Origin of the sequence: Anoxybacillus gonensis (assembly GCF_001187595.1) — a bacterium.
GTDB lineage: Bacteria > Bacillota > Bacilli > Bacillales > Anoxybacillaceae > Anoxybacillus > Anoxybacillus gonensis.
The window spans coordinates 906,760-933,385 of sequence record NZ_CP012152.1 but is presented as its reverse complement, the minus strand read 5'-3'; the positions used below and the strand labels follow the sequence as shown (position 1 = coordinate 933,385).

At 42.8% G+C, this 26,626-nt stretch carries 30 protein-coding genes; 6 read left to right on the top strand and 24 right to left on the bottom strand.

Features of this window, described 5'->3' with window-relative positions; genetic code table 11:
- Positions 1 to 43: 43 nt before the first annotated feature.
- The 4 genes from AFK25_RS04985 to AFK25_RS04970 form a co-directional block, all read right to left on the bottom strand.
- Positions 44 to 1,372, bottom strand: coding sequence for an IS3 family transposase (locus AFK25_RS04985; protein ID WP_049720869.1), 1,329 nt, complete (start codon positions 1,370 to 1,372; stop codon positions 44 to 46).
- A gap of 115 nt (positions 1,373 to 1,487) precedes the next feature.
- Complete coding sequence (gene pyc, locus AFK25_RS04980; RefSeq protein WP_035067902.1) at positions 1,488 to 4,934, bottom strand: pyruvate carboxylase; 3,447 nt, start codon at positions 4,932 to 4,934, stop codon at positions 1,488 to 1,490.
- A gap of 57 nt (positions 4,935 to 4,991) precedes the next feature.
- Positions 4,992 to 6,200, bottom strand: coding sequence for a putative lipid II flippase FtsW (gene ftsW / locus AFK25_RS04975; RefSeq protein ID WP_035067900.1), 1,209 nt, complete (start codon positions 6,198 to 6,200; stop codon positions 4,992 to 4,994).
- A gap of 74 nt (positions 6,201 to 6,274) precedes the next feature.
- Positions 6,275 to 6,565: an Fpa/YlaN family protein gene (locus AFK25_RS04970; protein WP_009373472.1), complete on the bottom strand. Its 291-nt coding sequence runs from the start codon at positions 6,563 to 6,565 to the stop codon at positions 6,275 to 6,277.
- A 139-nt stretch (positions 6,566 to 6,704) separates the two neighbouring features.
- On the opposite strand from AFK25_RS04970, the gene AFK25_RS04965 reads away from it, so the two are divergent.
- The gene (locus tag AFK25_RS04965) at positions 6,705 to 7,199 is read left to right on the top strand and encodes a hypothetical protein (protein ID WP_009373471.1); all 495 of its coding nucleotides are present in this window, start codon (positions 6,705 to 6,707) and stop codon (positions 7,197 to 7,199) included.
- A gap of 24 nt (positions 7,200 to 7,223) precedes the next feature.
- Here the strand turns inward: AFK25_RS04965 and AFK25_RS04960 are convergent, their stop codons facing one another.
- Complete coding sequence (locus AFK25_RS04960) at positions 7,224 to 8,555, bottom strand: PhoH family protein (protein WP_035067897.1); 1,332 nt, start codon at positions 8,553 to 8,555, stop codon at positions 7,224 to 7,226.
- A gap of 109 nt (positions 8,556 to 8,664) precedes the next feature.
- On the opposite strand from AFK25_RS04960, the gene AFK25_RS04955 reads away from it, so the two are divergent.
- Positions 8,665 to 9,249, top strand: a complete 585-nt coding sequence (locus AFK25_RS04955) for a YhcN/YlaJ family sporulation lipoprotein (protein ID WP_019418703.1) — start codon at positions 8,665 to 8,667, stop codon at positions 9,247 to 9,249.
- 19 nt (positions 9,250 to 9,268) lie between these two features.
- On the opposite strand, the gene AFK25_RS04950 is transcribed toward AFK25_RS04955, so the two are convergent.
- Positions 9,269 to 9,724 (bottom strand): pyridoxamine 5'-phosphate oxidase family protein, encoded by a 456-nt coding sequence (locus tag AFK25_RS04950; RefSeq protein ID WP_019418704.1) that lies wholly within the window; start codon positions 9,722 to 9,724, stop codon positions 9,269 to 9,271.
- A 93-nt stretch (positions 9,725 to 9,817) separates the two neighbouring features.
- Here AFK25_RS04950 and AFK25_RS04945 point away from each other — a divergent pair, with 93 nt between their 5' ends.
- On the top strand, positions 9,818 to 10,018 hold the full coding sequence (locus tag AFK25_RS04945; protein ID WP_004891284.1) for a YlaI family protein: 201 nt from the start codon (positions 9,818 to 9,820) through the stop codon (positions 10,016 to 10,018).
- 45 nt (positions 10,019 to 10,063) lie between these two features.
- On the opposite strand, the gene AFK25_RS04940 is transcribed toward AFK25_RS04945, so the two are convergent.
- The 4 genes from AFK25_RS04940 to typA all read right to left on the bottom strand — a co-directional run bounded on the left by AFK25_RS04940 (position 10,064) and on the right by typA (position 13,472).
- A complete protein-coding gene (locus AFK25_RS04940; protein ID WP_035067904.1) occupies positions 10,064 to 10,927 on the bottom strand; it encodes an Rpn family recombination-promoting nuclease/putative transposase in 864 nt (287 codons plus the stop codon).
- A gap of 113 nt (positions 10,928 to 11,040) precedes the next feature.
- Positions 11,041 to 11,322 (bottom strand): hypothetical protein, encoded by a 282-nt coding sequence (locus tag AFK25_RS04935; RefSeq protein ID WP_009362617.1) that lies wholly within the window; start codon positions 11,320 to 11,322, stop codon positions 11,041 to 11,043.
- Positions 11,319 to 11,624 (bottom strand): YlaH-like family protein, encoded by a 306-nt coding sequence (locus AFK25_RS04930; protein WP_009362616.1) that lies wholly within the window; start codon positions 11,622 to 11,624, stop codon positions 11,319 to 11,321. The genes AFK25_RS04935 and AFK25_RS04930 overlap by 4 nt, the downstream gene beginning before the upstream one ends.
- A 12-nt stretch (positions 11,625 to 11,636) precedes the next feature.
- Positions 11,637 to 13,472: a translational GTPase TypA gene (gene typA, locus AFK25_RS04925; RefSeq protein ID WP_009362615.1), complete on the bottom strand. Its 1,836-nt coding sequence runs from the start codon at positions 13,470 to 13,472 to the stop codon at positions 11,637 to 11,639.
- Positions 13,473 to 13,582: 110 nt separating this feature from the next.
- Between typA and AFK25_RS15090 the strand changes: the two genes are divergently transcribed.
- The gene (locus tag AFK25_RS15090) at positions 13,583 to 13,759 is read left to right on the top strand and encodes a DUF5325 family protein (RefSeq protein WP_009362614.1); all 177 of its coding nucleotides are present in this window, start codon (positions 13,583 to 13,585) and stop codon (positions 13,757 to 13,759) included.
- Between the two features lie 7 nt (positions 13,760 to 13,766).
- Here AFK25_RS15090 and AFK25_RS04920 read toward each other — a convergent pair whose 3' ends face one another.
- The 8 genes from AFK25_RS04920 to AFK25_RS04885 all read right to left on the bottom strand — a co-directional run bounded on the left by AFK25_RS04920 (position 13,767) and on the right by AFK25_RS04885 (position 19,691).
- Positions 13,767 to 14,549 carry an inositol monophosphatase family protein gene (locus AFK25_RS04920; protein WP_009362613.1) on the bottom strand — a complete coding sequence of 261 codons (783 nt, stop codon included), beginning with the start codon at positions 14,547 to 14,549 and terminating at the stop codon, positions 13,767 to 13,769.
- Positions 14,550 to 14,599: 50 nt separating this feature from the next.
- Positions 14,600 to 14,788 (bottom strand): hypothetical protein, encoded by a 189-nt coding sequence (locus AFK25_RS04915; protein WP_009362612.1) that lies wholly within the window; start codon positions 14,786 to 14,788, stop codon positions 14,600 to 14,602.
- An 86-nt stretch (positions 14,789 to 14,874) separates the two neighbouring features.
- Positions 14,875 to 15,144, bottom strand: a complete 270-nt coding sequence (locus tag AFK25_RS04910) for a UPF0223 family protein (RefSeq protein ID WP_035067889.1) — start codon at positions 15,142 to 15,144, stop codon at positions 14,875 to 14,877.
- A gap of 30 nt (positions 15,145 to 15,174) precedes the next feature.
- Complete coding sequence (locus AFK25_RS04905; RefSeq protein ID WP_035067887.1) at positions 15,175 to 16,134, bottom strand: NAD(P)H-dependent flavin oxidoreductase; 960 nt, start codon at positions 16,132 to 16,134, stop codon at positions 15,175 to 15,177.
- A gap of 116 nt (positions 16,135 to 16,250) precedes the next feature.
- On the bottom strand, positions 16,251 to 16,901 hold the full coding sequence (locus tag AFK25_RS04900) for an ABC transporter ATP-binding protein (RefSeq protein WP_035046684.1): 651 nt from the start codon (positions 16,899 to 16,901) through the stop codon (positions 16,251 to 16,253).
- A 27-nt stretch (positions 16,902 to 16,928) separates the two neighbouring features.
- Entirely contained in the window at positions 16,929 to 18,449 is a 1,521-nt protein-coding gene (locus tag AFK25_RS04895; protein ID WP_035046686.1) for a hypothetical protein, read from the bottom strand.
- Complete coding sequence (locus AFK25_RS04890) at positions 18,450 to 19,235, bottom strand: ABC transporter permease (RefSeq protein WP_035067885.1); 786 nt, start codon at positions 19,233 to 19,235, stop codon at positions 18,450 to 18,452. It abuts the gene before it with no gap.
- Between the two features lie 75 nt (positions 19,236 to 19,310).
- Entirely contained in the window at positions 19,311 to 19,691 is a 381-nt protein-coding gene (locus AFK25_RS04885) for a hypothetical protein (RefSeq protein WP_035046688.1), read from the bottom strand.
- 262 nt (positions 19,692 to 19,953) lie between these two features.
- Between AFK25_RS04885 and AFK25_RS04880 the strand changes: the two genes are divergently transcribed.
- On the top strand, positions 19,954 to 21,420 hold the full coding sequence (locus AFK25_RS04880) for an aminotransferase class I/II-fold pyridoxal phosphate-dependent enzyme (RefSeq protein WP_035064022.1): 1,467 nt from the start codon (positions 19,954 to 19,956) through the stop codon (positions 21,418 to 21,420).
- A gap of 117 nt (positions 21,421 to 21,537) precedes the next feature.
- Here the strand turns inward: AFK25_RS04880 and AFK25_RS04875 are convergent, their stop codons facing one another.
- The gene (locus AFK25_RS04875; protein WP_019417972.1) at positions 21,538 to 21,651 is read right to left on the bottom strand and encodes a GapA-binding peptide SR1P; all 114 of its coding nucleotides are present in this window, start codon (positions 21,649 to 21,651) and stop codon (positions 21,538 to 21,540) included.
- 132 nt (positions 21,652 to 21,783) lie between these two features.
- A complete protein-coding gene (locus AFK25_RS04870; RefSeq protein WP_009362608.1) occupies positions 21,784 to 22,083 on the bottom strand; it encodes a DUF3055 domain-containing protein in 300 nt (99 codons plus the stop codon).
- Between the two features lie 128 nt (positions 22,084 to 22,211).
- On the opposite strand from AFK25_RS04870, the gene AFK25_RS04865 reads away from it, so the two are divergent.
- The gene (locus tag AFK25_RS04865) at positions 22,212 to 22,592 is read left to right on the top strand and encodes a DUF1885 family protein (protein ID WP_020424572.1); all 381 of its coding nucleotides are present in this window, start codon (positions 22,212 to 22,214) and stop codon (positions 22,590 to 22,592) included.
- Here the strand turns inward: AFK25_RS04865 and AFK25_RS04860 are convergent.
- The 4 genes from AFK25_RS04860 to AFK25_RS04845 all read right to left on the bottom strand — a co-directional run bounded on the left by AFK25_RS04860 (position 22,580) and on the right by AFK25_RS04845 (position 26,626).
- Complete coding sequence (locus tag AFK25_RS04860; RefSeq protein ID WP_035064024.1) at positions 22,580 to 22,816, bottom strand: hypothetical protein; 237 nt, start codon at positions 22,814 to 22,816, stop codon at positions 22,580 to 22,582. The genes AFK25_RS04865 and AFK25_RS04860 overlap by 13 nt on opposite strands.
- A 77-nt stretch (positions 22,817 to 22,893) precedes the next feature.
- On the bottom strand, positions 22,894 to 24,306 hold the full coding sequence (gene lpdA / locus AFK25_RS04855; RefSeq protein WP_009362606.1) for a dihydrolipoyl dehydrogenase: 1,413 nt from the start codon (positions 24,304 to 24,306) through the stop codon (positions 22,894 to 22,896).
- A gap of 4 nt (positions 24,307 to 24,310) precedes the next feature.
- Positions 24,311 to 25,600, bottom strand: coding sequence for a dihydrolipoamide acetyltransferase family protein (locus AFK25_RS04850; protein ID WP_035064027.1), 1,290 nt, complete (start codon positions 25,598 to 25,600; stop codon positions 24,311 to 24,313).
- A 48-nt stretch (positions 25,601 to 25,648) separates the two neighbouring features.
- Positions 25,649 to 26,626, bottom strand: coding sequence for an alpha-ketoacid dehydrogenase subunit beta (locus tag AFK25_RS04845; protein WP_019417977.1), 978 nt, complete (start codon positions 26,624 to 26,626; stop codon positions 25,649 to 25,651).

Below are 26,626 nucleotides of genomic sequence, written 5' to 3'. Positions count from 1 at the left end.
GACTAAAGTGGCACCCATGTCAAGGACACTATAAAAAAAGAGATTAAGCAGCTAGAAGATGATTCCTATATTGAATAGGGGTCATCTTTTTTAAATTCCACTGATAGCGGTAATTGTTATAGTAAACCATGTAATGATTAATTTTTGACTTCAACTCCTTCAATGTTCTTGCCGATTGATAATCCACTTCATCCTTAAGGTGGCCAAAGAATGATTCTTGAGGGGCATTATCCCAACAGTTGCCTCTTCGTGACATAGACTGGCCCAGGCCATACTCCTTTAAAAGCTTCTGGTAACGTGGGCTCGTATAGTGGCTTCCCTGATCCGAGTGGATAAAAGCCTCTTCATGGAGAGTAATCTTCTTATTGTTCATCAATTGATGGATCGTCTGGGTGGCGATGTCCAAGGTGATGCGATCAGACACATGGTAAGCCAGGATTTCATTGGTGGAGGCGTCTTTTACGGTCGACAAATAAGCCATACAATTCCCGTTATATGGAAGATAAGTGATATCCGTAAGTAGTACTTTCCCGGGGATTCCCTGCTTGAATTCCCTGTTTAATTTGTTCGGGACAACCTGATGCTCCTTCGTTGCTTTCGCGATCTTTTTATAAGGGTTAGGCTTTCGGTGAGGACAGACGATTCCGTATTTCCTCATGATCCTCTGGATCTTTTTACGGCTGAAGATCATATCAAACTCATTCTCCAATATCATTTTGATGGAGCGTGAACCTTTCTTATATCCCCGCCGGTCAAAGGCCTTTAAGATGATTTCCTTCGCTTCAAGGTCCAATTTCTCCCGTGCTTCCCGGACAGAGGAAGCCTTCAGGTAGCTGTAATATCCCGACCGTGAGACATCCAGAAGGTCACAAAAATACCTGGTCATCCCCTTGAATCCATTCTGTTCAATGGTCTCCTGTATCCATTGGTACGCTTTATTCGGATTGAGATTTTCGCTTGCGTTTAGCAGCCTCCTTTCGGTCCATTCTAGCTTTTTTAACAGCTCCACCTGTCCTTCCAACAGTTCAATTCTGGCCCTTTGCCTTTCAATCACTTCGGACTGTGTAAGCTCACGCTTTAAGGGTCTCCCAGAAGCCGTTTTCCTTGAATCTGTAAGCCCTATCAGGCCATTCTTTTCATAGGCTTTTTTCCATCTATGGGCTGACTGTTCCATTCGTTTTATGCCGATAACGTCCACATCAAAGCCGTTTTCCTCAAAGATCTGACGAGGGAATTTGCCAGCTTGGTATTCATCTATAAATCTATTTTTAAAATCGTCAGTATAGGTAATAGACCTTTCGCTGACACGTTGTACATTTGGATTTTTTTGAAGTATGTTTATCTCTTTAGATGAAAAAGTTATTTTACTCATATTGTCCCCTACCCCCCCATATTCTGAAATTCAAGTATATAAAAATACCTGTAGGTTGAACACTCTTTTTTTCGAGTGTCCTACCTACAGGTACCATTTTAGTCCCCTCGTTCTTTTATTTTTCCGCTAATTCAAGCAATAAGTCGCCTGTTTGGATGGCGTCGCCACCTTTGACGTAAATGTCTTTCACCATACCGGAAAACGGTGCTTGCACGGTCGTTTCCATTTTCATCGCTTCGGTAATCATTAAATGGTCACCTTTTTTCACTTTTTCCCCTTTTTCAACAAGCACTTTGACAACTGTTCCCGGCATCGTCGCAGCAATATGGTTCGGATTGTTGCGATCCGCTTTCACACGCGCAACGACCGTTGTTTTAATGCTTTCGTCTTTAATGACGATTTCGCGAGGTTGACCGTTTAGCTCAAAATATACAACTCTTGTTCCGTCCGCTTGCGGCTGACCGATCGAAACGAGCTTGACGATTAACGTTTTTCCTTTTTCAATTTCAATTTCGATTTCTTCACCGAGACGCATGCCGTATAAAAACGTTGGTGTATCAAGCACAGATACGTCACCGAACTGTTCGACCGTGCGGACGTATTCCACAAACACTTTCGGATATAGCGCATAAGCTAACACATCATAGTCAGTCACTTCACGTTGAACGATATGGTATAACTCTTCGCGCAACTTCTCAAAGTCGACCGGCTCTAACAGCTCACCTGGACGAACGGTAATCGGTTCACGCCCTTTTAAAATGATGCGCTGCAACGTTTCTGGGAATCCGCCATGCGGCTGACCGAGATAACCTTCAAACAGTTCAACGACGGAATCTGGGAAATCAAGCGTTTCACCGCGCTCATAAATGTCTTGTTCGGTTAAATTGTTTTGGACCATATATAGCGCCATGTCGCCCACCACTTTCGACGATGGCGTTACTTTAACAATGTCGCCAAATAAGTCGTTGACACGGCGATACATTTCTTTTACTTCATCCCAACGATCACCTAAGCCGACCGCTTTCGCTTGTTGTTGAAGGTTGCTATATTGTCCGCCCGGCATTTCGTGCATATATACTTCCGTATGCGGCGCATTCATGCCGCTTTCAAAGTCGACGTAATATTTGCGCACATCTTCCCAATAACGCGACAATTTCTCAAGCGATGCGATATCGACTTCCGGCGCACGTTCTGTGCCTTCAAGAGCATAATAAAGCGTGTTTGCGCTCGGCTGCGACGTTAAACCAGCCATCGAGCTTACCGCTACGTCAACAATATCGACTCCTGCTTCAATCGCTTTGGCGTACGTATAAATGCCGTTTCCGCTCGTATCGTGCGTATGCAAATGAATCGGAATGTCGACAACTTCTTTTAACGCAGAAATAAACGTATAAGCCGCTTGTGGCTTTAATAGCCCCGCCATATCTTTGATCGCTAAAATGTGCGCACCAGCTTGCTCGAGCTCTTTCGCTAACTGTTTATAGTAATCGAGATTGTATTTTGTGCGCGTCGGATCGAAAATATCGCCCGTATAACAAATCGCCGCTTCCGCCACTTTTCCTGTTTGACGTACCGCATCAATGGCGACCGTCATTCCTTTTACCCAGTTTAAACTATCGAAAATGCGGAATACGTCAATGCCGGCTTCGGCTGATTGCGCAACAAACTCCCGAATGACGTTATCTGGATAGTTTTTATATCCGACCGCATTCGATGCGCGAAGCAACATTTGAAACAAAACGTTCGGAATTTTTTCGCGCAATTGAATTAAACGATCCCACGGATCTTCTTTTAAGAAGCGATAGGCTACGTCAAACGTCGCTCCGCCCCACATTTCCATCGAAAATAGTTGCGGCCATAAACGCGCGGTCGGCTCCGCAATGCGCAATAAGTCGTTTGTGCGCACGCGCGTCGCTAAAAGCGATTGATGGGCATCACGGAACGTCGTATCTGTCAACAACACGCGGTTTTGTTCTTTGATCCATTGAACGAGCCCGTCTGCTCCCCGTTCATCTAAAATTTGTTTCGTCCCTTTTGGCATCGGTTCAATATGGTTCACTTTCGGAATGCGCGGCGGGTCAAATACCGGCTTTTTCTTTTTCCCGATGCCTGGAAAACCGTTGACAGTAACCGTTCCGATATACGATAACATTTTTGTTCCGCGGTCTTTCCGTTTCGGGAACACAAATAGCTCTGGCGTCGTATCGATAAACGACGTATCGTATTCGCCTGTTAAAAACTTCGGATGTTGCACGACATTTTCTAAAAACGGAATGTTCGTTTTAATGCCGCGAATACGAAACTCGCGCAAGTTGCGCAACATTTTCGCCGCCGCTTGCTCAAACGTTAATGCCCACGTCGTCACTTTGACTAACAACGAATCGTAATACGGCGTAATGACGGCGCCTTGAAAGCTATTTCCGGCATCTAAACGAACGCCGAAGCCACCGCCTGAACGATACGCCATAATTTTCCCTGTATCTGGCATAAAATTGTTTAACGGATCTTCTGTCGTCACGCGCGATTGAATCGCATATCCGTGAACGCGAATGTCTTCTTGTTTCGGAATGCCGACCTTTTCGCTATGTAGCGCATGTCCTTCCGCAATTAAAATTTGCGATTGAACGATATCAATCCCTGTAATCATTTCTGTAATTGTATGTTCGACTTGAATGCGCGGATTCACTTCAATGAAGTAAAACGCATCGCCAGAAACGAGAAACTCAACCGTTCCTGCGTTCACGTATTGCACGTTTTTCATTAGTTTCACTGCCGCTTGGCAAATGTCTTCGCGAAGCGCTTTTGAAAGCGATACGCTTGGCGCCACTTCAACAACTTTTTGATGGCGGCGTTGCACCGAGCAGTCTCGGTCATATAAATGAACGATGTTGCCGTATTCGTCACCTAAAATTTGCACTTCAATATGTTTTGGTTTTTCGATTAATTTTTCGACATACACTTCATCGCTGCCAAATGCCGCTTTCGCTTCCGATTTCGCCCGCTCATACGCTTCTTTTACTTCCGCTTGCGAACGAACGATGCGCATTCCGCGTCCACCGCCGCCTAATGCCGCTTTAATGATCATCGGATAACCGTATGTCTCGCCGAAGCGCACGACGTCCTCCAAGCTTTGCACAGGCCCGTCGCTTCCCGGAATGACCGGAATGCCCGCTTGTTTCGCTTGGTGGCGCGCTTTTACTTTATCGCCAAACATATCTAAATGCGCTTGTTTCGGCCCGATGAAAATGATGCCTTCTTCTTCGCATCGTTTCGCAAATTCGATGTTTTCCGATAAAAAGCCATAGCCCGGATGAATCGCATCGACATCATGCATTTTCGCGATTTCGATAATGCCTTCAATGTCTAAGTATGCTTCAATCGGTTTTTTTCCTTCTCCAACTAAATACGCTTCATCCGCTTTGTAACGATGGTACGATCCTGCATCTTCGCGCGAATAAATGGCAACGGTGCGAATTCCTAGTTCGTTGCAGGCGCGAAACACGCGAATCGCAATTTCTCCACGGTTTGCGACAAGTACTTTTTGAATACGCCTCATATGCATCCTCCCCCTATCCTTCATATAAAAACTATAACGAATTTTCTGTATTTGTAAATACAATTACGAAAAAGAAATATGATTTTTTTGAATATTTCTTTGTTTTTCTGTTTGATGTTTTTGTTCGTAATTTGTTACCGCGGCGATGTTTGCCAACACTCCGGCACACATCATTAATAAAACGAGCGATGAACCACCGTAGCTAACAAACGGCAATGTAACCCCTGTCAGTGGGATGAGCCCTGATATTCCACCTAGGTTGACGAACGATTGAACGCCGATCATCGCTGAAATGCCGATCGCTAATAAACTGCCGAACGCATCTTGGCACCTTCTTGCGATCCAAAAGCCGCGCAAGACGATAAACGATAAGAGAAGGAGGACGAACGAAACGCCAAATAACCCGAGCTCTTCGGCGATGACCGCCATAATAAAGTCGGTATGCGCTTCTGGCAAATAACCGTATTTTTGAATGCCTTGTCCAAGTCCGAGCCCTTTTAATCCCCCATTTCCGATCGCAATGTACGAGTTGATGAGTTGGTATCCTTCATCTTTTTCATACTTAAACGGATGCAAAAAGACGTCAATGCGCGATAAACGCTCTTTCGTAAACACTCGATCGTATATAAACGGACCAGAAATTGCTGCGACAACTCCGATAATTAAAACGAACAGAAACAACTGTTTCAGCAATAACCGTTTGCTTGCGGCGGAAGAAAGGATGATGACCGCACAAATCATTCCGATAATCAACATCGTACCGACGTCTGGCTGAAGAAAAATTAATAAGCAAATAAACAACATATAGTAGATTGGAAATAGGACGTCTTGCGGCGATGTTTGTAATTTTTTTTGTTTGTTTGCTAATACTCCGCTTAAATAGACGATTAAACCGATTTTGGCAAACTCCGCTGGCTGAATGCTAATCGGACCGATTTTAATCCAGCTTGTCGCATTGTTTACGGTATGGCCGAACAAAAGGACGTAAATGAGCGGCAAAGGCATGGCGAAAAAAACGAATTGTAAAAACTTTTTGCGCGCATAATGTTTATACGGAACAAATGCCGTAAATAAAAAAAACACTGCACCGATGATCCATGCCCATTTTTGTTTTTGGAAAAAATAATCGCTCGCCGTATGAAAACGAGTAACAGCCGTAATCATGCTCGCACTATATACCATCACAAGCCCGAACAACGACAATAAACATATCGCGATCATGAGCGGATAGTCATGGTATTTCATAAACGTTTTCAATCGCATCGATCCCATCTTCCTTTTCACTTTCTTATTTGCATTGTACTACAAAACAGAAAAAACCCAAACGAAATTCGTTTGAGTTTTTGTCATTTTTTCTTCTTTTTCGTGGACGCTTCATGCAATGCCGAAAGTTCGCGCTCAAGTCGGTCTAAAATCGCCTTCCCGTCCTTTTCATCGACAAGCCCTAAACGGACGGCAAAATCAATTTCACGAGATAAACCGAACATTTGCGTATCTAACACTTCTTCATATAGCGGGCATTGCGGCATCGTTAAATGATCCATTTGCACTTGGATCAGCTTCACAATTTTTTCCGCATCCGCTTGCAACAACGAATAGGCTCTTTCTCGAAAGTTTATCGCCACTTCAGGCGTCACGTTGACCCCTCCGTTCCGTACGTTCCTGTTTCTTCATCTTATCGTGAATACGAAAAAAATGCAAGCATCGTGTCTTGACGAACAATTTTACAAACAAGCGCTTTCATCATATAATGAAAGTCAGATAGGGGGAATGAACATGGTCATCGTCATCAAAGGGAACGTCAAATTTACAATTACGCTTGATCCGAGCGTATGGATTTTTGACGATCGCAAAGTAGATGTACATACTTATTTTACACGTCATCCGCAAACAGAACAACGAGAAGACATAGACGACATTCAAAAAATTTCAGCGTATTGGGACCGCGAAATTCAAGAAGGAGCCGTGTCTCCTCCAACATTGCAAACAGAAAAACAGTTTGAAAAAGAAAAAATATTATCTGGTACGTTCGGCATGGTGCTTGCCCCATTTTTGCGCAACGCGGAACCGAACGACGATGCCAACCGTTTCATCATCGTGACAGAAAACGGAAATACGACCGTTTCACTTGCCGAAGCTTATGAGCTGTTATTATGTTTTTCAAAAGACGGCAAACCGCTAAAAGAAGACGGGCCTGTCCATATTTATTTCGGAGACGGCTCCAATCGCGACAACCCGATCACGCACGTGCGGGAATTTATCGTCGAGTGAAAAGAGGCGCTTCGCCTCTTTTCTTTATAAAAGGTCGGCGGCAAGCTGGGCGAGCGCGGAACGCTCCCCTTTAATTAATCGAACGTGCCCGGCCACTTTTTGTTCTTTAAATTTTTCAACGACGTATGTCAGCCCGTTATTATATTCGTCTAAATATGGGTGATCAATTTGAGCAGGGTCGCCCATTAACACGATTTTGCTTCGTTCCCCGACGCGCGTTAAAATCGTTTTCACTTCATGTTTCGTTAAGTTTTGCGCCTCATCAATAATAATAAACTGCTCTGGAATGCTGCGACCACGTATATACGTGAGCGCCTCCACTTCGATAGAACCCATGCCCGATAAAATCGCATCAAGCTCACCCGGCTTTTTCGTATCAAATAAAAAGTGTAAATTATCGAAAATCGGCTGCATCCACGGCCGCAATTTTTCTTGTTTCTCTCCCGGCAAATAGCCGATATCTTTTCCGACAGGCACAATCGGACGAGCGACGAGCAATTTTTTATATAGCCGTAAATCTTCCGTCTGCATCAACCCTGCCGCTAACGCAAGCAACGTCTTTCCTGTCCCTGCTTTTCCTATGAGCGTCACAAGCGGAATGTCTGTGCGCAACAACAATTCAAGCGCCATCGTTTGCTGAACGTTGCGCGGACGAATGCCCCAAATATGATCGTAATGAAAGACGAGTTTGCGCACTTTTTTTCCTGTATGATCGACGATGCCAAGCGCCGATGAAGAGCCGCCAAGCGCATCTTTCATGACGATAAATTGATTCGGATAAAACGGATGGTTCGTAATTTCCGAAAGCACCAATTCACCCTTTTCATAAAAGCGCCCTAAATGCTCTGGACTTATGTACAAATCTAAAAAACCGGTGTAAATATGGTCGATTTCAACGACGCGATCGCTTAAAAAATCTTCCGCCTCTAGCCCAATCGCATCTGCCTTCACGCGCACGAGCGCATCTTTGCTAACTAAAATGACGGGGCGACCGTCTTCTTTCGTTTGTTCTTCAAGCAATAAATTTTTTGCCACAGCTAAAATGCGGTTGTCGTTCGTTTTTTCAACGAAAATTTCTTGCAGTTGCTGAAACGAGCGATGGTTCAATTCAATGCGCAACACGCCGCCATTTTCGAGCGGAATTTTTTCATGCAGTTTTCCATTTTGTCTTAAGTTATCGATAATTTTAGACACTTGACGCGCATTTCTGCCTACTTCATCCATATACCGTTTTTTTGAGTCCACTTCTTCTAATACGACAGCCGGAATGACAACTTCGTTATCTTGAAAGGAAAAAATAGAATACGGATCTTGTAAAAGCACGTTTGTATCTAATACGTATATTTTTTTGCCCACGTTTTTTCCCCCTTGACGACCGTCGTTGGACGGGATTGTTGTTTATATATATGAATGGGCGCATAAAGATAGAAGAAGTTTTGCAAAATAAAGTTAAAGACGAAAAGGGGTGGAACGATTGAAATATATGATCATATTGCTGTTGCTTTTCATGAGTGCCTGCGGACAACAAGCGCAACCGAACAATCGCGACTCGCTCGTTCATGTGAAAAATACGACAAATGAACGAATCGTGAACAAATCCGGTCAACAAATTGCTCGCCATCTTGCGCATCTAGCTAGCAGCGTCCCAAATGTGAACGATGCGACCGTATTAGTTGTCGGGAAATATGCGTTAGTAGGCATCGATGTAAACGCAAAACTTGATCCGTCGCGCGTCGGAACGGTGAAATATTCCGTTGCGGAAAGTTTGCAAAAAGATCCGTACGGGGCGAATGCGATTGTCATTGCCGATGCAGATTTAAATGAGCGGCTGAAAGCGATTCAAAAACAAGTAGAAAAAGGAAAGCCGATTCAAGGATTTATGGATGAGCTCGCGGCCATTGTCGGACGGGTCATGCCTGAAATTCCGAGTGATTTTATTCAAACGAAAAATCCGCGCTCTACAAGACAAAACGATGATCAGCTGAATCGAAACGAGCAAAATCAGTTAGAAAACGAACAACAAAAGCAATCAAACGACCATATGAAATAAGCCGAGCGTATCGCTCGGCTTATGCTTGTTTTAATGCGCTCATCACTTGTTGATCGAGCTTGGTAGCGGCTTGCGCATCGTACGTTTTTTCGTATTTCGGTTCGACTGAAATTTTTGCACCGTAAAACATGACATCGCGCACTTCTTCAATGTCCACTTGAATAGCAGCAAGTTTTAGCGGAACGTTTTCTAGCTTTTCTACTTTCACATGCGCTTTTCCGCTAATGGAGTACGTCGACTCATTCGCGATGAGCACGATGGAAATAGCGCTGTTGGCACGCACGTTCGCAACGATGCGGGAACGTTGATCGACCGCAAAATACAATCGGTCAGGTGTTGGGGCATACACCCATGAAATCGCACTTGTATTTGGTGCACCTGTTTCATGGTCGATCGTGCATACGATGACAAATCGTTCTTTTTGCAGCGATTGGAATAACGGCTCAATTAATGTCGGTTCTACCGCATTTGGCATATGTATCCCTCCTTGTTTTTATCATACCTTTTTTTCACACAGTTTCAAACAATATGATATACTAATTTTTAAAAAAACATGTGAGGTTTGACGATGAGAGTACGATGCATTCTTTGCGAAAAAATAGATACGTTAAACGATGAAACGTTGCTTGCAAAACGATTGCGCAACCGCCCGATTCATACATATATGTGCGAAACGTGCCATGAACGGATTGCGCAAAAAACGAAAGAGCGACTAGCGACCGGCAAGTTTCGCTTTTTCCGCACGAGCAAACACGAAACGGAATGGTAATCGTCCCCTCCCTCTTGCACGATCGGAGGGGACATAGCAAACCACTTATTTGTTTTCCAACAATTGTTTCACTTCTTCTTCCGTAAGATCTGTCATGCTCGCAATGTGTTGTATACTCATCCCTTTTCGCGCCATCGTTTGTACAATATGCTTCATCCCTTGTTTCATTCCTTCCTCTCTCCCTCTCTCCAACGCCCTTTGTTCATACGAAATAATGAGTTCCAACACTTGTTCTTTTTCTTTCGTCTCCATCTCACTCACCTCTCTTCGCAACTGTTGTTCTTCTTCGTCTGATAGTTTTACATATGTTTCAAAAAAGCCAAACAGCAATCGTTGTTTCGCTTCGTCTAATTCCAATCGGACAAGCATGCGTAAAAATTGTTTTTTCAGTTCTACCCGTTCACTTTCAGTATATCCCATTTTGCTTAGCAGTGCAGCAGCGATTGGATTGTCTTGACGAATGTAGTTTCGCCAGTTTTGTTTACGAAGTTCCAAAGTGAAAAAACGAAAGTCAAGCACGTGGCCAAATGGAAATTGGAGCGTAAATGCAGATCGTTCGTCGCGGATCGTATCGTAGCTAAATACAGCAATTGGTACGATGGGTTTACGGTACTTTTCAAACAAACGGCTAAAATAAATAAACATCCGTTCTGGAAATGATGGTTGAACGTAGCTTTGGTTTTCGATATGCACGATCACTAACCCGTCTTCGCCTTTTAACTTCGTTTCGACAAGCAAATCAACGCGGTACTTTTCTCCTGCCGTCACATCGGTAAACAGCTCCTCGGATAAAAACGATACGTGGCGAAAATCGATATGCTCGTGCATTGTCGGGAAAAAGAGAACAATAAATTCCTCAAAAAACGTTTGAATCAACTGTTTAAACAGACGATCGTGGTCAATGGACATACATTCACCTCGCATACTTTTTTCGACATCTTTATTCGTCAACAAAAGTCTTTTTTCCTTCATACGTTAGAATATTAACATATGAAAAAGCGCCCAGCAGAAAACATGGGCGCTTATTCGTAATTGACGTATTTTTCAGGTTCGCGATTGATTTGATCGAGCATCGTTTCGACAAGTTCAGCCGGAAAGCGAAACGTGCGCGATTCATTGTTTACGGTAAATGTGACTGTATAGACGTCGTCTTCTTTTGTATATGCGATTTGCTCAACCGCATGATCTTCGCGCAACAAATCGGCAAAAAATCGTTCTGTTTCTTGTGCTGCTGTATCGTCTGGGCGCGCATGGGCAACGACTGTAATCGTCAACCAATTGTACACCGCATCTTGTAGTTTCATGCTGTGTTCTCTCCTTCACGACGAAGCCGCCATTTATAAATGATTAATACGACTGCCGCAACAAGTAATCCTTCCGCGACAGGTAAAAAAACGGCGAAAAACGTTAAAATGGTACAACCGAGCACAAGCAACGAGTAAATGATAACGTTTTTTAACATCGGCAGTTTGCGCGCAAAGCCAAGACGATACACAATGATCGATAAAACGACAATCGTCGCATACAACAGCCACATTCCTTTCGTCGGCTGTTCATGCACGTTGTATAGCGAAGCGAAAAACGACAGGCGACCGATCACATCCATGACGACTTCCCCCTATTTCTTTTGCTCAGCGAGTTTTTTCTTTTTCGCAATTTTTTCACGTTCGTTTTTATCTAATATTTTTTTCCGTAAACGAATGGATTGTGGCGTCACTTCGCAATATTCGTCGTCATTTAAATATTCGAGCGCTTCTTCTAACGTCATGAGGCGCGGTTTTTTCATCGTCACCGTTTGTTCTTTCGTTGATGAGCGGACGTTTGTTACATGTTTCATTTTGCATACGTTGACGACTAAATCGTTGTCGCGGCTATGTTCGCCAACGATCATCCCTTCATATACTTCCGTTCCCGGTTCAATAAAAATGACGCCGCGGTCTTCGACTTGCATAATGCCATACGCAGTCGCTTTTCCTGTCTCCATCGAAATGAGCACACCTTGATGTCTGCCGCCAATTTGCCCTTGGATGACTGGTTGATAGCTGTCGAACGAATGGTTTAAAATGCCGTATCCGCGCGTAAGCGACATAAATTCCGTCCGATAGCCAATTAATCCGCGCGCAGGAACGAGGAAAATGAGACGGACTTGTCCGTTTCCGTTGTTGATCATATCGATCATTTCTCCTTTGCGCGCCCCAAGCGACTCCATAATCGCTCCTGTATATTCTTCAGGAATGTCGATTTGCACGCGCTCAACAGGCTCGCACATGACGCCGTCGATTTCTTTCATAATGACTTCCGGTTTGGATACTTGTAGCTCAAATCCTTCACGGCGCATATTTTCAATTAAAATCGATAAATGAAGCTCTCCGCGTCCTGACACGATCCATGCATCTGGCGAATCCGTTGGCTCAACGCGAAGCGACACGTCTGTTTCTAACTGTAAACGAAGACGTTCTTCGATTTTCCGCGCTGTCACATGTTTTCCTTCCCGTCCAGCAAACGGGCTATTGTTGACGAGAAACGTCATTTGCAACGTCGGTTCGTCAATGCGAAGCGGCGGCAACGGTTCCTGCACATCAAGCGGACATACCGTTTCTCCAACGTTAATATCTTCCATACCGGAAACGGCAACTAAATCGCCTGCTTTGGCTTCTTCAATTTCAATGCGCTTTAAGCCGAGGAAGCCAAACAGCTTTGTCACGCGAAACGTTTTGACGGAACCGTCCAGCTTCATGAGCGCCACTTGTTGTCCAACTTGCATACGTCCGCGGAAAATGCGTCCAATCCCAATGCGGCCGACGTAGTCGTTATAATCGAGAAGCGCCACTTGAAATTGCAGCGGTTCATCGCTATTGTCCGGCGGGGCAGGAATATGTTCAATAATCGTTTCAAATAGCGCTGTCATATCATCATCTTGTTTATCGGCATCTAAACTTGCCGTCCCGTTAATCGCTGAAGCATACACGACCGGAAACTCAAGCTGATCTTCCGTTGCGCCAAGCTCAATAAATAAATCGATCACTTCATCGACCACTTCGTGCGGACGGGCAAACTCACGGTCGATTTTGTTGACGACGACAATTGGCGTTAAATGTTGTTCGAGCGCTTTTTTCAAGACGAAGCGCGTTTGCGGCATGCATCCTTCATATGCATCGACGACGAGCAATACGCCATCGACAAGCCGCATAATGCGCTCCACTTCCCCACCAAAATCAGCGTGGCCCGGCGTATCTAAAATGTTAATGCGCGTGCCTTTGTATTGAATGGCTGTATTTTTTGCTAAAATGGTAATGCCTCGTTCACGTTCTAAATCGTTGCGATCAAGCGCGCGTTCTTCCACTTGTTCGTTCGCCCGAAACGTTCCAGATTGGCGAAGCAATTGGTCGACTAACGTCGTTTTTCCGTGGTCAACGTGCGCAATAATCGCGATGTTACGAATATCGTTTCTCACTTATGTCAACTCCTATTTTTCAACATTGCGCGTCTATTATAGCATAAACATAGTAGAAAAGCGGAATGTTTTGTTGTAACCTAAAAGGAAAGAGGATGAGGAGGAAGAAAATGAACAAATTTCAACCGCTTTTTTTTATGATTGCACTACTTGCCACGGCGGCGATGATTAGCATCGGCATTGCGATTGCTTACCGACATGTGCCAGCGATCGTCGCGTCCATCGTTGCTTTATTTGCCGTCATGGGCGTCGGATTTTCATTGAAAAGAAAGAAAAAAATGCGCTAACGATTCGTTAGCGCTGAATGATCGCAAGCACTTCTTCATGTAACCCCGGCTTCGAGACGAATACGGAGCTTTTCTCAATCATATTGAGCGGCTCCCCGTACAAGTTTGTCACGATCCCACCCACTTCTTGCACGATCACCATCCCGCCAGCAATATCCCACGGCGACAAACGAAGCGTGATGTACGCATCGAGTTTCCCTGAAGCGATATATGCCATTTCTAACGCAGCGGAGCCGTATGAACGCGTGCCGCGCGCTTTTTTCACAAGCGGGGCAAGGACGTTCGGGTCGATGCGACGATTTTCCGTCACCCACGTCGCGTTTAATGAAATGATCGCACGGTCAAGCGACGTTTTTTCAAGCGGTGGAAGCGGCGTGCCGTTTACAAACGCTCCTTTTCCTTTTTCGGCATAATACAGCTCATCAAAAGCCACGTCGTAAATGTAGCCAAGCATGCCGACACCATCTTGAAACACCCCGACAGAAATCGCAAAATGACGCTGTTGATGAACGAAATTCATCGTTCCGTCAATCGGGTCGATGATCCAAACGATGCCGTCTAGCGCTTCAAGCGTATCACCGAATCCTTCTTCTCCTAAAATGCGATGCGTCGGATACGTTTGGCGAATGCGTTCAATAAAAAATTGCTCAATTTCCCGATCGACGTTTGTCACTAAGTCGGACGGACTTGATTTCGTTTCGATTTTTAGTTTCGTTTGAAACGCATCGCGGATGCGCTCCCCTGCTTCCCGAATCCAATGCTGCATATGTTGATCAATTTCGTTCCACATACAAGACCTCCTGCATATACTTATGTAGAAAAGGCGGCGCTTGCCGCCTTTCAGTTCGACAGACGAATCAATTCTTGGCGCAGTCTTTCTAGTTTTCGTTTACATTCGTTTTTTTTCGCTTCGTTATTTTCTAACATCGCTTCATAAAGGGTGGCTAGCTCATAGTCAACTTCAAGCTTTAATACTTTTTTTCGTCGTTCTCCGTCCATTTTTTTAAATGCATCAGCTGTTTTTTTCATATTGTGCACCCCTTCCGTTTGAAACATTCTTTTTTCTGAAAATTTTCTTTTTTATATACTATGTAACGGAAAGGGGATATGCAACTTTACATTTTCACAATATCTCCGGCGGACAACTCTTTTCCTTTTTTCATCGTTTGGTACGATGAATAGCCGCTTACTTTTTCAAATTCATCGCATAGTTTTCGCTCTTCCGCTTTGCTTGGGACAATTTCTTTAAAGCGGCGATATAATTTCATCAGTTGCTCTCGCTCAATGCCTCGTTCGTATGCTTGTTCAATGCCTTCGTAAAACTTAATGACGTCAATCATTTCTTCTGTTGACCAACTGTAATCAATCGGGTATGCGTATTTCATGATGTTCACCTTTCTTTTTTGCTGTCTGTTTTAGTTTGCCCAACGGGTGCGAATTTGTTCCGCTTCTTGAATCATGCGCGCAAAAAGTTCACTCACTGTCGGCACGTTGCGAATGAGTCCGATCACTTGCCCCGCCCATGCAAATCCTTCTTCCGTGCAGCCATCGTAAATGAATCGTTTGTTCGCCTTTCCACTAATGTACTCTTTTAACTGTTCGTATCCTTTTCCTTCTTGTTCAAACTGTAAAATTTTTTCCGTCCATTCGTTTAACAAAGCGCGCGCAGGCGCACCGAGCGTACGTTTAATGACGACGGTATCGCTTTCTGTGCGTTCCACAAGCATTTGTTTATACACGGGATGGGCATGAATGCATTCTTTTGTCGCAATAAAGCGCGTGCCCATTTCAATTCCTTCTGCTCCAAGCGCAAGCGCAGCCATCAAACCGCGCCCATCTCCGATCCCCCCTGAAGCGATGACAGGAATCGATACGGAATCGACGACGCGCGGCACTAATACGAACGTCCCGATATCGTGCTTGCCGAGATGGCCGCCCCCTTCTTGACCGACAACCATAACCGCATCCGCTCCAAGCTCCTCCGCTTTCACTGCTTGGCGTACTGCCGCCACGAGCACAAGCTTTTTCACGGATACTCCTTTTAACTGTTCAAAAATAGGCGCAGGATTTCCGCCCGTCATCGAAATGACCGGCACCTTTTCTTCAATCGCCACATCAAGCATGTGCGCAAACGGGCGTCCATGTTGTCCGATCGCAAAATTGACTCCAAACGGTTTGTCCGTTTTTTCGCGCACTTTTTTAATTTCTTCTCGCAACTCATCTGGCGTCTCGAGCGACATCGCTGTAATTTGCCCTAGCCCCCCGGCATTCGATACCGCCGCCGCTAAATCCGCATACGCCAAATACGCCAATCCACCTTGAATAATCGGATAACGGATGCCTAACAGCTCGGTTACTCTCGTGTTCCAGTTCATCCTTTATTCCTCCCCTAATCACAATTATAATATGTTTCTCTTCCGTATATCTATTTTCCTCTTTTTGATTGAATAAACAACAAAATTCCCCTCACTTCATCGCGAGGGGACGACTTTCAACTTTTAACAGAAACAATCGGTTCTAGTTTATAATTATTGATACGAAAAACATAGTCACACAAAATATCAATGTCTTCTTGGTTATGACTTGTTAGTAAAATTGTGCGTCCTTCATTTTTAAAGGCTAACAATAACCTACGGATGTTATTTACACTTTCTGCATCTAGCGCATTAAATGGTTCATCCAATATAAGTATTTGCTGATCCTCCATAATTGCTTGAGCAATAGCTAATTTCTGCTTCATCCCTAGAGAATAGTGTTTTACTTTTTGTTTCGCCGTCGGTTGAAGCCCGACCATTTCCATCGTTTCAAAAATTTTATTATCGCTAATTTTTCCTCTAATCATGGCTAATTCTTTTAAATTTTGAAACCCTGTTTTATTAGGTATATAACCGGGGCGATCTATAATAATCCCAATATTTTCAGGGAATCGTTTGCTTCTTCCAATCTCTACTCCATTCACAATGATTGTTCCTTCATCTGGGAATACAAATCCACATATCATTTTAAATAAAACGGATTTACCAGAACCGTTTGGTCCTACAATGCCATATATTTTTCCTTTTTCTACATTTAAATTCACATGTTGAAAAAGTGTTAATCCTTTATACGATTTACTTACATTTTTTAAAGAAATAATATCCATTTTTTACACCACCTATTGTTCATGTGCTTATATTTTTAAGCTTTGTTTGAGCAAGCGATGAATAACAAGAAACGATATAACATTCATTATCAATAAAATCGTTGTTAAATAATATGGAGAATAATCTGCCAAGTAAGCCATACTATTTAAACCGATCGGTATGATCCCGTTTACATTTATATGAGGTAGCATAACAAGCATACATATGCTAATGAGCACAACACCATATATAGATTCCTTGCTTATCCAAGAAACAATAAAGATTAGACTTATATAAAACATGATTTGTAAAAAACCGTTCATAAAAAAATGGTAAATCATCTCATGTAACGGCTTTGAAAGCAATGTCACATATCCATCGACATTTGCTCGAAAACAAACAGCGACTGCAAGTGAAAGAACAAACAATATCATTAAAAAGAAAATTGTTATGGCAATGAGCTTCTTCATCCAACTCCAAAACCATTTATTTAAACTTCTAAAACGAATCATTTTATAATAACTTAGTCGTTCCAATTCATTACTTAAAAAAAGCAGTTGTACTAAATAAGTAAATCCAAAAAATACGATCGCATAAAAGAAAAAAGGCATATACGCAAAACGTTCGGCACTCACTCCAACAAACGACATAACGAAAACATCAAAAATAGTTATATCCGAAGAGTGAACTAACGATTGAGCCGTTGCGACGATCCCCACTATACAAAGAGAAAAATAAAAAACAATAGGCATATACGATTTCATCGCTTGTATGTAAGGTCTTTTATTCAAGTCTAAAAATGGCAAAAAGCATATACAAAAAACAAAAACAACGATCACGACAATATAAACTAATTCTAAAGAACGAAAAGCATGTAATGCATTGGTAATCGAAAAAAAAGTCACAGGCAATAAAAAAGCAAACTCGGTCGGGAATAACTTAAATCCTACAATATTAAAAAGGAAAAACAATACATTCATAAAAATGAGAACACCTTTATTTTTAATCAGCACATATATAATCGCAAAAACGATATGTAGCAATGAAAAAGTGAACAATAGCAAAACAAACTGTGCGAAAAAAGCGAATGCTGGATAACTAAAAAAATGCACAAGTTCTTCAAGCGTATTCGTAACATGCGCTGTTTTACTTAGCTCGCTCCAATTCCACGAGTGAGGAAATCCAATTGCCATAAATAAAGACATAAAAAACCACAAAAATGGTAAAGGAAAAACGTTTATCCAAAAATTATTCAAAGAATGATACACCCATTTTTTAAATGATCCTAAACGAATGAATACTTGATAATCAAAATCTGTAAAAATAGATCTAATTAAAAAAAATAAAACAACTGGAATAATAAAATAAACAACGAGATATGCATCGCTTAGTAAACGCAAAGTGATATCCCAATTGTTAAAATCTACTTTTTGTTCATAAGCAGTTTGAACAATCTCTTTTTTTAGCCTCACACCATAAAAGTAAAAAACTATTCCTACAACGATCCACTTGATGCTAATCATCTGTTTGATACTTTCACGTATAAAAGACGACCAACTTTTCATCATCTATATCATCCATTCTTCCTCATCGTTTTTCAGTGTGAGTAAAAACGTAAAAACTAAAAAAGCGATTAAAAATGAGAACGGAACAAATACAGTCCATAAAGGTTGTTCTTCAATATTAAAAGGAAAAATTGTACTAAGTGGCGAGAACATGGCTACATGAAATAGTCCCGTAACAAAGTTCAAAATATGATAAAAAAGAAATGGAGCCGATAAAGCAATAAACGGGTTGCTTACATTTAAGAGCAAAATAAAGGCAATCGTGCTATAAACGACACCGTTTATCGCCACCCATAACGAGTAAATAAAACCGTAAGCGAAATCTCCATACCGCAAAAGCTGCGAAAAAGTGACCGCAGGGATACGTACATTTTCAGCAGGAGAACTATAATGAATGATTCCTAGATGTTTCTCAACATAAACGATAAAAACAAATGGAATAAAGACAAGCAAAAACGTAACAAGCCCAGTAAAAAAAGCATTTACGAATCCTTTGCTAGTTACATAAATGTGTAGTGGAATTCTCGGACGAGTATATGGAATAAACTTGTTTCTCTTCTCTTGTAAAAAAGAGGGCAAATATACTATGATTACAATGGCAGGAAAAAGTAATGGGATAATCCCTGATATCGTTTCTTGAAATACTTCCACTGGCTCGAAAAACTGATATCCTTTACTTATCATATAAAACCGACTAACTGGCAAAAAAATAATGATGCTGAGCCAAAGTAATATATTTTTTTTCGTTAAAGCTCTTTTTAACTCCACGACTAGTTGGTTACGCAACATGTTATTCACCTCATTGTTATGAAAAATAGTCGTGATAGTTAAAGGCTAAAGCCCAACTATCACGATCTTTATTTTTTAATTGCTTCTCCATCTTCCAGATACTTGAACATCTACCGGTGTGGTAAGATCATTGCTAAATTCAACTCGCGCATTCAATCCTTTAGGAACAGAGTTTGGAAGATTACGGTAATCATTATCAGTAATACTTCTGACCCATGAACCTGTTCCTGAAGTTGCCTGCATTCTGGCATCAACGGTATATGCGCCACCAACTATAGATGAATATAATTCACCATAAGTTCCAGAAGATTCTTTTGTCTGATAACCCGTATATCCACTTCCATTAAATTTCGGAACGGTTGTATTATATTCTGACCAACTAGTTCCTGCTTGCACCGCTCCACCAAACGCTACCAAACCTACTGATAAACCCATTAAAACTAATTTTTTCTTCAAACTAAATTACCTCCTCTTTAAAATTTTGGTACATTTTCATTATAATAGTTTTTTTTTTTTTTTTTCAATAGTTTAATAGAATATTTTAGTTTATTAACCAAAATTTAAATTTTATATCTTGTGTGCAAAGTGGTTATATTCATACATATGAAGCATATCACTCATATTTCTTTTGAAAAAAATCATCTTTCCAAACGTATAAAGAAGTGCTATAATTCACTTTGTTTTATGTAAATCCAAGTTAAAGAGGTGTACAGCGAAATTGTCACAGTATGAAACACCGTTATTTACCGGACTGTTAGAGCATATAAAGAAAAATCCGATTCAATTTCATATTCCTGGTCATAAAAAAGGAGCAGGAATGGACGAGCAGTTTCGCTCCTTTATTGGAGAAAATGCGTTAGCGATGGATTTGATTAATATCGGTCCGCTTGATGATTTACATCAGCCAAAAGGAATGATTAAACGCGCCCAACAGTTAGCGGCGGAAGCGTTCGGGGCGGACTATACGTTTTTCTCCGTGCAAGGGACGAGCGGCGCCATTATGACGATGGTCATGTCTGTCGCAGGCCCTGGCGATAAAATTATCGTCCCACGAAACGTGCATAAATCAGTCATGTCAGCAATCGTCTTTTCGGGAGCGACACCGATTTTCGTTCATCCTGAAATTGATAAAGAGCTTGGCATTTCACACGGCATTACACCAGAAGCAGTAGAAGCGGCGTTAAAGCAACATCCAGATGCCAAAGGGGTGCTCGTCATTAACCCGACGTATTTCGGCATTGCAGGCGACTTAAAACGAATTGTTGACATTGCGCACGCATACAACGTCCCTGTCCTTGTCGATGAGGCGCATGGTGTGCACATTCACTTTCATGAAGATTTGCCGCTTTCAGCGATGCAAGCAGGAGCGGATATGTCGGCGACGAGCGTGCATAAACTTGGCGGTTCCATGACGCAAAGTTCGATTTTAAACGTGAAAGAAGGGCTTGTGTCGCCAAAACGAGTGCAAGCCATTTTAAGCATGTTAACGACGACATCGACGTCTTACTTGTTGCTTGCTTCGCTTGATGTGGCGCGCAAACGGCTTGCGACAGAAGGACATGAGCTAGCGGAACAAGCGATTCGCCTCGCGAATGAAACGCGCAAGCAAATTAACGACATCGACTATTTATATTGCGTCGGAAAAGAAATTATCGGCGCAAAGGCAACGTTTGACTACGACCCAACGAAGCTCATCATTTCGGTCAAAGAGCTCGGATTGACGGGCTATGAAGTCGAAAAATGGCTTCGTGAACATTACAACATTGAAGTCGAGTTGTCCGACTTATACAACATTTTATGTATTATTACACCGGGCGATACAGAACGGGAGACGAGCGTATTAGTCGAAGCGCTTCGTCGTTTATCAAACGAATTTCGCCATCAAGCCAAAGTCGGAAAAAAACCGAAAGTGCTTTTACCAGACATTCCTGTCCTGGCGCTTACTCCGCGCGATGCGTTTTATTCCGAAACGGAAGTCGTGCCGTTTGACGAATCAGCAGGGCGCATTATCGCCGAGTTTGTCATGGTATATCCACCTGGCATTCCAATTTTCATTCCGGGTGAAATTATTACGGAAGAAAATTTAAACTACATTCGCAAAAATATAGAAGTCGGCTTGCCTGTCCAAGGTCCAGAAGACGACACGTTACAAACGTTGCGCGTCATTAAAGAACATCAGAAATAAGAAAAGCGGAGCTCATATCGAGTTCCGCTTTTTTCGTCAATAAAAAGAGACCGGCTATGCCGATCCCTTCTCTCTATATTTTCTCCTCATCCCCCAAAGCTCGTGCCGATCTATGTTTTATTCTTCGTCTTCACAATCGCAACCGCTACATTGCCCGTACAATACCGTTACTTTTTCGTCCTCAAAATGATCGATTGTCGCATTGCATGTTTGGCATACAATTGTACCCATCCCCGATAACCCCTTTTCCTTTGGAATGTTTGAAAACGTTTTACTGATTTCATAATAATATGTCACATTTATTTTGTCAATAGGAATTAGTATGACATATTTAAACAAAAAAAGAGACGTATTTCACGCCTCTTACTCATATTGTTCAGCAAATGGTGTCGATGGTAAAATGTCTGAGAAAAATTCCGCTAAATCTTCAGCTTGTTCTTTTGTGTCAATGCGGAACGTTCGTTGTAAATAGTCGTGGTCTTCGATGTCTTTCGGGTCGAGGAGAGCTGAGCGGCCTGTTTGCATACAGATGACAAGCGGTTTACCAAAAAACATATTTGTGTACACGATGCCAAAGTCGTATCGGACGTCTTTCGTCGTAAAGCCGACAAACCTCACTTTTACTTTTTCATGTTCATCATACAATTTTTCGAATACGTGCATATCATTCCCTCCTTCTTGTATATTAAACTTTATTATATCGCACTATTCATATTTTCGCAATTATTTGTTTTTTCATATATGTCCATGATACAATGAAAGTGATTTCAAAAATGGTTGAGGTGAAAAAAATGGCTCATACAGCTACCATTGAACTTGTCCCTGCATCAACATGGGAGACGGTAACGTTAGAACAATGCAAACAACTGCTCGAACAATATCGAAACATCGCGCAAAAAACAGGCGAACAGCTGGCGTGGGATTACGCCGAGTCCGCTTTCCCATATGACATCGTCACAAAAGACGATCGCATTTTGTTAGTCGGAAAAGATGATCGCTATCATATGATTGAATGCCGCGTGCACGACCGTGCTGTACAGTTCGTCTTGCCAAAACAAGCGACGCACGGCGATAAAGGGAAAGCAAACGAACTATGCAAATTTTTCGCCAAACAAATGGCAGGAAAACTGCATTTATTTAACGGACGCATCATGTACTATTATAAAAGATAAGACCAAAACAGCTTGCGGCAAACGAAATAGACGGCAATCGTCAATAAGGTTGTCCAACATGCGCGCTTTTTCGTTACATGCAAACGAAGAGCAAGCAAAAAAGAAATATATATGAATATCCCGAATAATAACGCCTTAAAAATAAAATGATCGTGCGCCGATCTCCATTCAATAAACGAAAACAAACTCCATATCATCATTTGAAGTAGAAAGACGATATACATGTTCACACACCCCTTATGAACATCATATGATCGTCTCGAAAAAATCATGAAAAAAGAGGACGGCGAAGCCATCCTCTTTATTTGTTAATAATATGAATTGGGCTACCGAGCGCCACTTCTGCCGCTTCCATTGTAATTTCTCCAAGCGTTGGATGCGCGTGAATCGTCATCGCAATATCTTCTGCTGTCATGCCTGCTTCAATTGCTAAACCGAGCTCAGCGATCATATCTGATGCGTTCGGGCCGACAATTTGCGCTCCGATAATGACGCCATCGTCTTTCGTTAAGACGAGCTTTAAGAAGCCATCTGTTTCGTTTAACGCAAGGGCACGGCCGTTTGCACCGAATGGGAATTTTGCTGTAATGACGTCAATTCCTTCTTCGATCGCTTGTTTTTCAAAGTAACCGACAGATGCGCATTCAGGGTCAGAGAAGACGACAGCTGGAATCGCTAAGTAGTCAATTTCAGACGGATGACCAGCGATCGCTTCAGCCGCGATTTTTCCTTCGTATGATGCTTTATGCGCAAGCGGTGGACCTGCAACGACGTCACCGATCGCATAAATGTTCGGTACGCTCGTGCGGCATTGTTTGTCAATTTCAATTAAGCCGCGCTCCGTCATTTTCACGCCGATTTGTTCAAGTCCCATCTCTTCTGTATTCGGACGGCGACCGACTGTGACAAGCACGTATTCCGCGTCAATCGTTTTCGTTTCGCCGTTTACTTCAAATGTTACCGTTACGCCGTCTTCACGCTCTTCGACACCTTTCGCAAGCGCGTTCGTAAAGACGTCTACTCCTTTTTTCTTTAAGCGGCGACGAACGACTGCGCTCATTTGCTTTTCAAAGCCAGATAAAATTTCATCCGCACCTTCTAAAATCGTAATTTTTGTTCCGAAGTTTGCGTATGCTGTTCCTAATTCTGTACCGATGTAACCGCCGCCGATGACGACCATTGATTTCGGAATTTCAGGTAAGTTTAATGCACCAGTTGAATCAAGCACGCGCTTCGAAAATTTAAACGTTGGCAACTCGATTGGGCGAGAACCTGTTGCGATAATGGCGTTTTTAAATTTGTACGTTTGCGCGCTATTTTCTGTCATGACGCGAACGGTATTTTCATCCACGAAATACGCTTCTCCGCGCACGATTTCAACTTTATTTCCTTTTAATAACCCTTCGACACCGCCCGTTAATTTTTTCACGACACCAGCTTTCCACTCTTGCACTTTCGCAAAGTCAACTTTTACGTTTTCCGCAAAAATACCCATATCTTGTGAATGTGTCGCAATTTCGTAACGGTGACCAGCAGAGATGAGCGCTTTTGATGGAATACATCCGACGTTTAAGCACACTCCACCGAGGTTTCCTTTTTCAACGATCGTTACTTTTTGACCGAGTTGCGCTGCACGAATGGCTGCAACGTAACCGCCAGGACCTGCACCGACGACGAGAGTTTCTGTTTCAATTGCGAAATCGCCTACTACCATCGCATTACGCCTCCATTAATAATAATTCAGGATCGTTTAATAAACGTTTAATATGATTTAATGCGTTTTGCGCTGTTGCACCGTCGATCATACGATGATCGAAGCTTAACGACAACGCTAATACTGGAGCGATGACAATTTCACCATCGCGCACGATCGGTTTTTCTGAAATGCGGCCGATACCTAAAATCGCTACTTCTGGATGGTTAATGACCGGTGTAAACCATTGACCGCCTGCTGAACCGATGTTTGTAATTGTGCATGTTGCACCTTTCATTTCGTTTGGCATTAATTTACCTTCACGCGCTTTTGTTGCGAGTTCGTTAATTTCTTTTGCGATCGCAAAAATTGATTTGCGATCCGCATGTTTAACAACAGGAACGAGCAAGCCTTTATCTGTGTCCGCTGCAATTCCGATGTTGTAGTAATGTTTATGAACGATTTCTTCTGTTGCATCGTCAATGGATGTGTTAAGCGCTGGATATTCGCGAAGCGCAGACGTTAACGCTTTAACGACATATGGTAAGAACGTTAACTTAATGCCTTTTTGCGCTGCCACATCTTTAAATTTCTTACGATGCGCAACAAGTTTTGTCACATCGACTTCGTCCATTAATGTGACGTGCGGCGCTGTATGTTTCGAGTTTACCATCGCTTTCGCAATCGCACGACGAATGCCGCTCATTTTTTCGCGTGTTTCTGGGAACTCGCCTTCTAATACAACCGGTTGAGCTGTTGGCGCTGCTTTTTGTTCTTGTGCTGGCGCAGCTTTTTCTTCTACCGCTTGCGCTTTCGCTTCTGTTTGTGGCGCTGTGCCGCCTGCTAAGTATGCATCAATATCTTGTTTTAACACGCGACCGTTTTTACCTGTTCCTTGAACGAGGCGAATGTCGACACCTTTTTCACGCGCATATTTGCGCACAGATGGCATCGCGATGACGCGTTTTTTCGGCTGTGCTTGTGCTACTTGCTCTTGTTCTTGTTTCACTTCTTCTTTCTTTTCTTCTACTTTTGGCTCATCGCCATGATCGCCTTTAAACTTTAAGTTTTCGTATCCTGGCGCATCAAATTTAATTAACGTTTGACCAACGGTTGCGACTGTTCCTTCGCTTACTAAAATTTCTAATACTTTTCCTTTTACTGGAGATGGAATTTCAACAACCGCTTTATCGTTTTGCACTTCGCAAAGTACGTCGTCTTCGTTTACTTCATCGCCCGGTTTCACAAACCATTTGACGATTTCACCTTCGTGAATTCCTTCACCGATGTCCGGTAATTTAAATTCAAATGCCATGTATCTCAACCTCCTATTTCTTAAATGTGGAGGGGTCATTCCCCTCCATTAGAACGTCATTACTTTTTTCACTGTTTCGATCACATCTTTAAAGTTCGGTAACCATACTGGCTCTGCTTGTGAGAACGGATATACTGTATCTGGTGCCGCTACGCGCAATACTGGCGCTTCAAGGCTAAGAATCGCACGTTCGTTAATTTCTGCAACAACGTTTGCCGCAATACCTGCTTGTTTTTGCGCTTCTTGTACAACGACCGCGCGGCCTGTTTTTTCAACTGATGCGATAATTGTTTCAATATCTAACGGTTGAACCGTGCGCAAGTCTACGACTTCAACAGAGATGCCTTCTTTTTCAAGCTCCGCTGCTGCTTTTAACGATTCATGTACCATCGCACCGTATGTGATGATCGATACGTCTGTTCCTTCACGTTTAATGTCCGCCTTGCCGATCGGAATTGTATATTCGCCTTCTGGCACTTCTTGACGGAACGAGCGGTACAATTTCATATGCTCTAAGAAAATGACAGGGTCGTTGTCACGAATCGCTGAAATTAACAATCCTTTCGCATCGTATGGCGTTGATGGGATGACGACTTTTAATCCCGGCTGTTGAGCGACAAGACCTTCTAAGCTATCTGCGTGCAATTCTGGCGTATGTACGCCACCGCCAAATGGCGAACGAACAGTAATTGGCGCATGGAAACGACCGCCAGAACGATAGCGCATGCGCGCCATTTGACCAGAAATTGAGTCCATCACTTCATATACGAATCCGAAAAACTGAATTTCAGGCACAGGACGGAATCCTTGTAATGCTAAACCGATCGCTAAACCGCCAATTCCTGATTCCGCAAGCGGTGTGTCGAATACGCGATCTTCGCCAAACTCTGCTTGCAATCCTTCTGTCGCGCGGAATACCCCGCCGTTTACACCGACGTCTTCACCGAACACGAGAACGTTCGGGTCTTTGCGCATTTCTACGCGCAACGCATCCGTGATTGCTTGAATCATTGTCATTTGCGCCAT

Coding starts and splice junctions, on each gene's coding strand:
- AFK25_RS04890 (WP_035067885.1), bottom strand. CDS start 19,235: ATGTTGCGTAACCAACTAGTCGTGGAGTTAAAAAGAGCTTTAACGAAA.
- lpdA (WP_009362606.1), bottom strand. CDS start 24,306: ATGGTAGTAGGCGATTTCGCAATTGAAACAGAAACTCTCGTCGTCGGT.
- AFK25_RS04945 (WP_004891284.1), top strand. CDS start 9,818: ATGAGAGTACGATGCATTCTTTGCGAAAAAATAGATACGTTAAACGAT.
- AFK25_RS04910 (WP_035067889.1), bottom strand. CDS start 15,144: ATGAAATACGCATACCCGATTGATTACAGTTGGTCAACAGAAGAAATG.
- AFK25_RS04845 (WP_019417977.1), bottom strand. CDS start 26,626: ATGGCGCAAATGACAATGATTCAAGCAATCACGGATGCGTTGCGCGTA.
- AFK25_RS04935 (WP_009362617.1), bottom strand. CDS start 11,322: ATGAAACTACAAGATGCGGTGTACAATTGGTTGACGATTACAGTCGTT.
- AFK25_RS04895 (WP_035046686.1), bottom strand. CDS start 18,449: ATGATGAAAAGTTGGTCGTCTTTTATACGTGAAAGTATCAAACAGATG.
- AFK25_RS04920 (WP_009362613.1), bottom strand. CDS start 14,549: ATGTGGAACGAAATTGATCAACATATGCAGCATTGGATTCGGGAAGCA.
- AFK25_RS04940 (WP_035067904.1), bottom strand. CDS start 10,927: ATGTCCATTGACCACGATCGTCTGTTTAAACAGTTGATTCAAACGTTT.
- AFK25_RS04915 (WP_009362612.1), bottom strand. CDS start 14,788: ATGAAAAAAACAGCTGATGCATTTAAAAAAATGGACGGAGAACGACGA.
- AFK25_RS04905 (WP_035067887.1), bottom strand. CDS start 16,134: ATGAACTGGAACACGAGAGTAACCGAGCTGTTAGGCATCCGTTATCCG.
- AFK25_RS04870 (WP_009362608.1), bottom strand. CDS start 22,083: ATGCACGTATTCGAAAAATTGTATGATGAACATGAAAAAGTAAAAGTG.
- ftsW (WP_035067900.1), bottom strand. CDS start 6,200: ATGGGATCGATGCGATTGAAAACGTTTATGAAATACCATGACTATCCG.
- AFK25_RS04950 (WP_019418704.1), bottom strand. CDS start 9,724: ATGCCAAATGCGGTAGAACCGACATTAATTGAGCCGTTATTCCAATCG.
- pyc (WP_035067902.1), bottom strand. CDS start 4,934: ATGCATATGAGGCGTATTCAAAAAGTACTTGTCGCAAACCGTGGAGAA.
- AFK25_RS04865 (WP_020424572.1), top strand. CDS start 22,212: ATGGCTCATACAGCTACCATTGAACTTGTCCCTGCATCAACATGGGAG.
- AFK25_RS15090 (WP_009362614.1), top strand. CDS start 13,583: ATGAACAAATTTCAACCGCTTTTTTTTATGATTGCACTACTTGCCACG.
- AFK25_RS04860 (WP_035064024.1), bottom strand. CDS start 22,816: ATGTATATCGTCTTTCTACTTCAAATGATGATATGGAGTTTGTTTTCG.
- AFK25_RS04965 (WP_009373471.1), top strand. CDS start 6,705: ATGGTCATCGTCATCAAAGGGAACGTCAAATTTACAATTACGCTTGAT.
- AFK25_RS04985 (WP_049720869.1), bottom strand. CDS start 1,372: ATGAGTAAAATAACTTTTTCATCTAAAGAGATAAACATACTTCAAAAA.
- AFK25_RS04850 (WP_035064027.1), bottom strand. CDS start 25,600: ATGGCATTTGAATTTAAATTACCGGACATCGGTGAAGGAATTCACGAA.
- AFK25_RS04930 (WP_009362616.1), bottom strand. CDS start 11,624: ATGGATGTGATCGGTCGCCTGTCGTTTTTCGCTTCGCTATACAACGTG.
- AFK25_RS04900 (WP_035046684.1), bottom strand. CDS start 16,901: ATGGATATTATTTCTTTAAAAAATGTAAGTAAATCGTATAAAGGATTA.
- AFK25_RS04875 (WP_019417972.1), bottom strand. CDS start 21,651: ATGGGTACAATTGTATGCCAAACATGCAATGCGACAATCGATCATTTT.